The organism is Acinetobacter sp. HA (genome assembly GCF_000264725.1).
Taxonomy (GTDB): Bacteria; Pseudomonadota; Gammaproteobacteria; order Pseudomonadales; family Moraxellaceae; genus Acinetobacter; species Acinetobacter schindleri.
This window is the reverse complement of the sequence record NZ_AJXD01000064.1, coordinates 1-7,639: the sequence shown is the minus strand read 5'-3', so window position 1 is coordinate 7,639 and position 7,639 is coordinate 1. Positions and strand designations below refer to the sequence as shown.

The 7,639-nt window shown below is 40.9% G+C and carries 7 protein-coding genes and 2 pseudogenes; 2 read left to right on the top strand and 7 right to left on the bottom strand.

Annotation, left to right across the window (positions count from 1 at the left end; genetic code table 11):
* The 7 genes and pseudogenes from HADU_RS15550 to HADU_RS10720 form a co-directional block, all read right to left on the bottom strand.
* A pseudogene (locus tag HADU_RS15550) lies at positions 1 to 126 on the bottom strand (IS5/IS1182 family transposase); the annotation flags it as partial.
* Positions 127 to 236: 110 nt separating this feature from the next.
* Positions 237 to 803, bottom strand: coding sequence for a lytic transglycosylase domain-containing protein (locus HADU_RS10745; protein ID WP_008306271.1), 567 nt, complete (start codon positions 801 to 803; stop codon positions 237 to 239).
* Between the two features lie 134 nt (positions 804 to 937).
* A complete protein-coding gene (locus HADU_RS10740; RefSeq protein ID WP_008306269.1) occupies positions 938 to 1,423 on the bottom strand; it encodes a GNAT family N-acetyltransferase in 486 nt (161 codons plus the stop codon).
* Between the two features lie 112 nt (positions 1,424 to 1,535).
* Entirely contained in the window at positions 1,536 to 2,735 is a 1,200-nt protein-coding gene (locus HADU_RS10735) for an acyl-CoA dehydrogenase family protein (RefSeq protein ID WP_008306267.1), read from the bottom strand.
* A gap of 28 nt (positions 2,736 to 2,763) precedes the next feature.
* Positions 2,764 to 4,059, bottom strand: coding sequence for an acyl-CoA dehydrogenase family protein (locus HADU_RS10730; protein ID WP_008306266.1), 1,296 nt, complete (start codon positions 4,057 to 4,059; stop codon positions 2,764 to 2,766).
* Between the two features lie 246 nt (positions 4,060 to 4,305).
* Positions 4,306 to 5,679: an ABC1 kinase family protein gene (locus HADU_RS10725; RefSeq protein WP_008306265.1), complete on the bottom strand. Its 1,374-nt coding sequence runs from the start codon at positions 5,677 to 5,679 to the stop codon at positions 4,306 to 4,308.
* 147 nt (positions 5,680 to 5,826) lie between these two features.
* Positions 5,827 to 6,135, bottom strand: a complete 309-nt coding sequence (locus tag HADU_RS10720; RefSeq protein ID WP_008306264.1) for a hypothetical protein — start codon at positions 6,133 to 6,135, stop codon at positions 5,827 to 5,829.
* A gap of 199 nt (positions 6,136 to 6,334) precedes the next feature.
* Here HADU_RS10720 and HADU_RS10715 point away from each other — a divergent pair, with 199 nt between their 5' ends.
* On the top strand, positions 6,335 to 6,718 hold the full coding sequence (locus tag HADU_RS10715) for a hypothetical protein (RefSeq protein ID WP_008306263.1): 384 nt from the start codon (positions 6,335 to 6,337) through the stop codon (positions 6,716 to 6,718).
* 116 nt (positions 6,719 to 6,834) lie between these two features.
* Positions 6,835 to 7,639 (top strand): annotated as a pseudogene (locus HADU_RS10710) (IS4-like element ISAba1 family transposase); the annotation flags it as partial.

Genomic DNA, 7,639 nt, shown 5'->3' with positions numbered 1-7,639 from the left:
TTTTGATGGAGCATACCATTGCGTAGCAGGATCAAACCAAATGGCAATATTTCCGCGACTCATGAGTGCTCGGTTATATGCGGGCCAATTGGTTGTGCGGTAGATTTTGTGTGTAGGCTTCTTCATTTGAAAATTATATCGCTAAAAAAGCCTTTACAGATAGGTTTGTGCAACAAAGCCAGCATAATCTATAATTATGCTTAATTACATCTATTAGAAAAACTAAATTGAATTTTTTAACGTTTTTTATGATTAAGTACCTGTTTAGCGTATTTTTTACCTTGCTTACGCATCTTGCGATTATTTTCAAAACCAGATGGACCGACATTATAATATCCTAGTCCCTTTTTTAAGTCGCCTGCAGATTGTTGATAACGCGCTAATATATAGGAGCCACATTGGACATTGGTGGCTTCATGGAATAAATCAGCTCCACAACTACTTTGCCAATAACGTGGAATAATTTGCATTAAACCTACAGCACCAGCGGATGAGCTGACATACGGACGATAGGTAGATTCTTGTCGGATTACTGCTGCGACTAAGAGTGGATCTAAATTGTGCTGTTCGGCACTTTTAATAATTAGTGGCGATACGCGATTTGCTGTTTCTGGAGAGATAGAATATGCATTTTGTATCCCTTTGGAAAGTTTAGCTGAGCGTTTTTCTATGGAACCTCCACCTAAAGAAGAACATGCAGTTAAAGTGATTGCATTACCTAGGAGGATGAGTCGTTTGAAATGCGAAGGTGTAAAAAAATGAGATAAAAGACGTTTTAAGGGAAAGGACTTAAAGTAGGTCAAAATTAAATATCCGCATTATAAAATTAATTTGATACTAAAAAATGAACTGTTCAGCGTCAAGCTGATTAGCCTTTTAAACCTGAGCTACAATAATTTTTGCAGCTTTTTGGCTTGATCTTTACTTGAGGCATATTTTATATAGTTTTCAGCATCCAGATTTCACACGCTTCACTATGCCCCGTATTTCCTTCAGGATATGCCAGATGTTCAAAGCCCAGTTTTTCATAGAGTTTGACAGCTTGCCAAAGGGATTTTGTCGTTTCCAGATAAATCTTATGAAATTTCTGTTGCTGTGCGAAATCAAAAGCCAGATTCAAAATCTGTTTGGCAAACCCATGTTGACGAATGGCTGGGAGGAAATACATTTTCTGGATTTCTAGAATGCTATTATCACCTTGTAAGGGAGCAATGCCACCACCACCATAAATTTGATCATCTTCATCGACAATAACCCAGTAAGCAGCGTTTGGTTGTTGATAAACCTGATATAAGCTGTCCAGAATAGAATCACCTACTGCAAAACCGGATTCAGCAGCAAGACCAAATTCAATAGAAACTTCACGAATAATTTTGGCAATTTGGGGATTATCTTTAGGCTGGATCGGTCGAATAGAATACATAAATCATAAAATGTAAAAAAAGATGGAAATTTTATAGTCCTAAAACTGTAAAAAATCCATCTTTTTAGCTTATAAATCCATCAATAAGTCAGCATGTTAGAGATTCTACGGCTTACTTCAGCTCACTAGATGATTTACCCAGCTCACGACGAGCAATAATCAGCTGTTGGATTTGCTGGGTACCTTCAAAGATATCGAGGATTTTTGAGTCACGAGCCCATTTTTCGAGTAGCTCAGTCTCGCTATAACCTGCAGAAGATGCTAACTCGACGCACTTTAAAGTGATTTCATTAGCAATACGACCAGCCTTGGCTTTGGCAATTGAAGCTTCGCGAGAGTTGGGTTTACGATTGTCTGCCATCCAGGCTGCTTTGAGCATCAGCAGTCTAGCTGCTTCCCATTCTGCTTCCATCCGGTAAATCTGCGCTGCAATATAGGAGGTCTGTAAATAGGGTGTACCGTAATCCGTATCTAGCTGGTCTTTGAATATCTCTTTGATTCGTTCTAGAGATGCTTTGGAACAGCCAATTGCCATTGCAGCAACCAGTGGTCGGGTATTATCAAAGGTTTCCATTACGCCAGCAAAACCTTTGGCAACATCAATATCGGCATTACCCAACAGATTTGCCGCAGGCACACGACAGTCTACAAAGCTGATTGCGGCGGTATCCGAAGCTTTGATACCAAGTTTATGTTCCAGACGCTCGACTTTCATCCCAGGCGTACCTTTGAGTACCACAAAGGATTTGATTGCAGCACGCCCCAGGCTTTTATCCAAAGTTGCCCACACCACTACAGAATCTGCACGTTCACCTGAGGTGACAAAGATTTTTTCGCCATTCAGGATATAGTCATCACCATCTTTGGTTGCCGTAGTACGGATTGCAGCAGAGTCTGAACCACAACCTGGCTCGGTAATCGCCATTGCTGCCCAGGTGCCTTCAAAACGTGTCAATTGTTCCTCATTTGCCACCGCTGCAATTGCCGAGTTACCCAGACCTTGGCGTGGCATGGACAGGAGCAGACCTGTATCGCCATAACACATCTCAATAATACTCAGTGCAGTTGACATGTTGACGCCATTTTTATTAGACGTATCCGTATCACCACGTTTATTGACTGCGGCACCAGCATTCATACCTTCGCTACCAGCATTCATGCCATCCACAACAGAAGCCAGCATATCCAGTTCTTTAGGATAGGCATGTTCAGCCTTGTCATATTTACGGGAAATTGGACGTAATACATTCAGCGCAACTTCATGGGCCTGATCAATCAGTAATTTAAATTTTTTTGGATTTTGCAGATTCATTATAATTATTCCATATTCATGTCAATGATCAGGCATGCAGCCCACTTTGAATGACAGCAGTCGCGCGTAAGTCACGATACCAGCGTTCCACAGGATGTTCACGGGTATAGCCATGTCCACCCAGGATTTGCACGCCATCTGTGCCAATCTGCATTGATTTTTCTGCGCAGAGAATACGGGCCAAATATGCCTCACGATGGAAAGGCTTACCTGCTTCTGCAAGACTGGCAGCGTTTAGCACCAGCATACGCATAGCATCTGTTTCAATTGCCATATCGGCAATCATGAAAGCAACCCCTTGACGATGGGAAATAGGTTCACCAAACGCTGTACGTTCATTGGCATATTGAATACAGTATTTCCTGACAGCCTCGCAGGTACCGACAGCCATGGCACACCACATCAGATTACCTAGATCAATAAAAGCGGCGTAATCAAAATCTTCATCACCGAGACGTTGTGCTGGTGTATTGTCGAAATGCAGTGTGGCAGTTTCATTTGCTTTAAGACCCATCGCAGCTGACTTTTGAATACTGATGCTCGGATCACGTTGCACCACAAATACATCCGGCTGACCATTGAGCATGGCACTGACCAGATAGATGTCTGCACTGGCTGCGAGTAAGACCAGTGTTTTTTCACCCTGAATCAGATAATGATCTTGGTGTGGTGTTGCTTGGGTTGTAAGCCTAAAAGGATTGAAAGCCGGTATATTTTCCTGCATGGCAAATGTGGCTCGAATACCTTTATCATTTGCGAAAGAAGCCAGATAGTCGGATTGAATCTGTTCTGAGCCCCATTGAGTCAGGGCATTAATCACACTAAAGGTTGAGAGCAGGCCAGCAGTCAGGCTAAAGTCTCCTTTAGCGAGATGTTCGGCAATCAGCACATTGCTTACAATATTCTTTTCAGTCGCTACACCACCTAAGGACTCAGGTAAGGCATAGAAGTTAAGTCCTAAGTCGGTACCATGTTGCCACAGAACCTCTGGAAAGATTTCAGCGTGATCTGCATCGTGAGCAAGCGGATAAAGTACTTCGGCTGAGAACTGCTCCATTGCATCTACGGTCATCTGCTGCTCTTCAGTCAGGCTAAGATCAAACAGGGATTTATTCTGATTTGGCAGGCGCTGTTTTTTAATTTTTTGTCCTGATTTCAGCAGCTTTTGTGTCTGGCTTAGGGTTTTAAAACCTGCCTTAGAGCTTTGATACAGGGACTTTTCAACGAATTTTCGTAGCTTAAACTGATCCAGTAGCTCACTGCCTGCAATTTTAGTCAGTATGGATAAGCCAACTCCTTGGGCCTTATTTACCATATTGCTCATTATCATTATCCTGTTATAAATGTTTTAGGTATTTTCAGAATTATGCTGACAGGTTGCCTGATAAAAAACCATGTCAGGAATGACATGATTGATTGACAATAATGAAGTGAATTTATTCTATAAAATTTGCTAACAAGTTTATGAAATTATTAATATAATTATATTATTCAAAAATATTAAAATGCAAGAAATTGACCCGGATGACAGAAATCAACCGGGTCAACTTAAAATATCACTTGATACCATTTAGAGATGTTTCTTGATCATGGCACGCACATTGGTTTTGGCATCAATCACGGTCATAAAGGTATAAGCCCCAATAAATTTACGGCTGATGAACATAAACTCTTTCGGTGGGACGCTGAAATAACGTGATGCCATCGATTTAGAGGCTTGTTGCATGACACGGCTATGCAACTGACTCTTTTTCCAGTCATAGCGATCTTGTGCATCCATTACGCCGGCTGGCAGGTCTTTATTGTTCATTGGCGAGCTAAATGCTTCAGTGGCCAGCAAGAAAACCTTGGCCATATCCGGTTTGATGCTTTGCGGAATCGAGTCAAAGAATTCATAACCAGTCATGGCTTTGACCATCATATCTGAATCATGATGATAACCCGCTTGAATCAGATTACGCGCTACATTGAGCAGATGCTGGTCAAACTGACGGATTGCACCGAAGTCGAGCAGGACAATTTTATCCTGTGCGTCATCACCATTGCCCAAACGTACCAGATAATTCCCGAAGTTCGGGTCAGTCTGCATTTCGCCCCATTCGAAAATCTCGCGTACTGCGATTTCTAAGGAAGCTTCACCGAGTTTATTACGACGTTCCTGTGGCAGAGACAGCATGACCGGACTATTGATTGGTACACCACGCTCATAGGTCATACAGAGCACGCGATCGGTCGAGTAATCTTCAATAATGGTCGGTACGATATAACGTGGATCATTTTGCAGACGTTGACGGAAACGGCGGGTTGTCGCAGCTTCAATTTTGTAGTCCACTTCACGATGCATCATTTCACGAACTTCATCAAACCATTGATCAAATTCACGGGTTTGCGGCACCATACGGGTCAATTTGAGCATGTTTTTAAACAGGCTCATATCTGAGTCAATCGCTTCTGCAACGCCTGGATACTGGATTTTCAGTACCAGTTCCAGTCCGTCAGATTTGCGTTTGGCGCGATGTACCTGAGCCAGTGAGGCTGTTCCTAAAGGTTCATGATCAATAGTTAAATCATCAAGTTTTGCACCAAGCTGCGCTTGTAACTGCGCTTTAATCGCAGGCCAGGCCAAGGCTACAGTCTTATTATTTAATGTATTTAATGCCTGAGTGATTTCTTCAGGCAGAAAATGTTCGCCATAGAGCGCCATCATCTGGCCAATCTTGACGATAGAACCTTTCAGCTTGCCGATTTCTGCAACCAGATAATCCGCCTGTTCTTTCATGGCTTTTTTACGTTTTTTCTCTTTCTCTTCTTCACTCGAGAACATTGAAGTGGCATTTGATGCTGCCCAACGGGTGCCTGCAAGTAGGGATGCCTTGGCGATCGATAAGCGTCGATCCATGGATGAGGTTTTCAGTTGTTTGAGCTTATCGTTCTGATCTGACATGTAGAATAAATCCTTTCCCAGCATATAGCAGAATAAATCATTGTAGCGGATATTAACCTGTCTTCACGTATTAAAAAAGTTTTAACAGATTGAATTTACGCTAAACATGATCAGGCTCGATGACCTGTATTTATATTAGCCACGGCATTATGGCATCTGAAATTGAATTTTTAATTCAGTTCTTTGTTGCAACTGTTGGATATTTGTTTGAATGTGCTGTTGAATCAATGTAATCACGGACTCATGCTGAAAGCCCAGAGCATAACCTTTAACAATCACGATACTGGGCAAACTAAAAAACAGATAGCGTGCATCTTCTAATGTTGCCTGCTGAAAAACACCCTGCTGAATTAACATGTCTTGCAAAAATGCCTTTTCCTGCCGCACGTTATGAGACTGTACATCATCCCAATAATTCAGGCGCATGGCCATCAGGTTGTTATGCTTGTAGCTCATAACATTCAACTCGTTTACTTGTATATCTTCGCTCTATAATGGGGACAATTCTGAGAGTTTCAATTGCTCATTTGCATAAAATCGATGCTTATAAAGGAATAGGAATTTTCACTGGACTCAGGTAGTATCGGAATATAACTTAAAACAAAATTGATGAGTGCGATTGTAAGCATCATGCCAATTTGGCAAAGGGGAATGTATGCGTTTTGCATGGTTATTAACTGCTATTCTGGCAGGTACAGCTGTACATACACAAGCAGCTCAGGATTATTCAAGGGAATATTCACAGTGTATGAAGTTCACCTATGGTGACCGTACCAAGACTGAAAAATGTATTGCCAAGGAATTAAAAGGGCAGACTAAAATCTTGAAAAAAAGCTATAAAAATTATCTTAAATTAAACGCAAATAATGCTGCTGTAGTAAAAAACCATTATGCCCTGTTTGAATCCAGACTGGACAAGCAATGTGGTCGTATCCGTGCTGGAAACTATACCAAAATTCAGCAAGGACAATGTGCCTTGGCCATGGTAATTGAGCAGTCCAATTATTATCAATCACGTTCTTTTGTCGGAAAACGCTGAGGATCTGATCGGTACTCAAAAGCATAACGGACATGTAAGTTTGTTCTCTGTACACGACAAAAATAGATAACTCATTGAAATAATGTCATAATAATTGTTTTCTAACGACGAATACTATGACACATCTCAATGAGTTATATCTTATCTTAAACAAATATCTAAAATGGAACAAGTCACATTTAAAGTGCTTTGCGCTCATCATGCTTGTGATTATTTTAAAGCAAACATGTAATCTTTCTTCTGCATCTAAAGCCTTGCCCATCAAGTGCTTACCACAATCATTTTATCGACGTATGCAGCGCTTCTTTGCAGGTCAGTATTTTGATTATCGTCAAATTTCTCAGTTGATTTTCAATATGTTTTCATTCGACCAAGTGCAACTGACTTTAGATAGAACCAATTGGAAATGGGGAAAACGAAATATTAATATCCTGATGCTCGCAATCGTTTATCGTGGAATAGCGATACCTATCCTTTGGACATTGCTTAATAAACGTGGAAATTCAGATACGAAAGAGCGTATTGCTTTGATTCAACGCTTTATAGCCATTTTTGGTAAAGACCGTATTGTGAATGTGTTCGCAGACAGAGAGTTTATCGGTGAGCAGTGGTTTACATGGTTAATTGAACAAGACATCAACTTCTGCATTCGTGTTAAAAAAACTTCATTGTCACCAATCATTTAGGAAAGAATCATAAAATTAGTGATTTATTTCGCCATCTTAAAGTTGGTCAAATTGAATGTCGTAAACGACGGATTTTGGTTGGTCGGGTGAAACTATATATAAGTGCACTACAGTTAGAAAATGGAGAGCTTTTACTCGTCGTTTCTCCTCAGTTTAATGCCAATGCTATTCAGGATTATGCATTACGCTGGGAAATTGAAACCTTATTCAGTTGTCTCAAAGGACGCGGGTTTAA

Coding starts and splice junctions, on each gene's coding strand:
- HADU_RS10740 (WP_008306269.1), bottom strand. CDS start 1,423: ATGTATTCTATTCGACCGATCCAGCCTAAAGATAATCCCCAAATTGCC.
- HADU_RS10735 (WP_008306267.1), bottom strand. CDS start 2,735: ATGAATCTGCAAAATCCAAAAAAATTTAAATTACTGATTGATCAGGCC.
- HADU_RS10730 (WP_008306266.1), bottom strand. CDS start 4,059: ATGAGCAATATGGTAAATAAGGCCCAAGGAGTTGGCTTATCCATACTG.
- HADU_RS10725 (WP_008306265.1), bottom strand. CDS start 5,679: ATGTCAGATCAGAACGATAAGCTCAAACAACTGAAAACCTCATCCATG.
- HADU_RS10720 (WP_008306264.1), bottom strand. CDS start 6,135: ATGAGCTACAAGCATAACAACCTGATGGCCATGCGCCTGAATTATTGG.
- HADU_RS10715 (WP_008306263.1), top strand. CDS start 6,335: ATGCGTTTTGCATGGTTATTAACTGCTATTCTGGCAGGTACAGCTGTA.